The 503-nt window shown below is 36.6% G+C and carries 1 tRNA gene; it reads right to left on the bottom strand.

Annotation, left to right across the window (positions count from 1 at the left end):
• Positions 1 to 316 precede the first annotated feature (316 nt).
• Positions 317 to 389 (bottom strand) — tRNA-Met (locus QQK25_RS25045).
• Between the last annotated feature and the right edge of the window lie 114 nt (positions 390 to 503).

The raw sequence follows: 503 nt of genomic DNA, 5'->3' as shown, positions 1-503 counted from the left end.
ACTTGAGTAAAGCAGAAGGAAAAAGACAAACAATTGAGGCGAATTTAGCTCTCAGACGAGCGAAAACCCGCGTAGAGGCTATCAATGTTATTTCCTAACGAATTAGTCCATTCGATGAAGCTCTTTAGTTTTCATTATGCCGATTAACTACAATCAAGTGTAATTGGGCATTGGATTCTAATGGAAGCAAATCAATTAGAAAAAAAGGAGGGGGATCGGAGTAGTGCGTGGATAGAAAAGAGACAAAATCAAGAAAGAAAAGAAAGTGGGGAGAAAAACTTATTAGATCCCGGAATCAATGGTATCTAACAAGTTCTACCTACTATTGGATTTGAACCAATGACTCCTGCCGTATGAAAGCAATACTCTAACCACTGAGTTAAGTAGGTAATTTATTGATCATCATAAAGAGAAACAAAAGTAACCCGTCACATTGATAGATTATAGAAGGAATCTTATTTCTAAGCAATCTGTGGAAGAAGTTTGTGATGAAGTTGCTTATG

Source organism: Zoogloea oryzae, from assembly GCF_030161255.1.
GTDB lineage: Bacteria > Pseudomonadota > Gammaproteobacteria > Burkholderiales > Rhodocyclaceae > Zoogloea > Zoogloea oryzae.
This window is presented reverse-complemented; position numbering and strand designations above follow the sequence as displayed.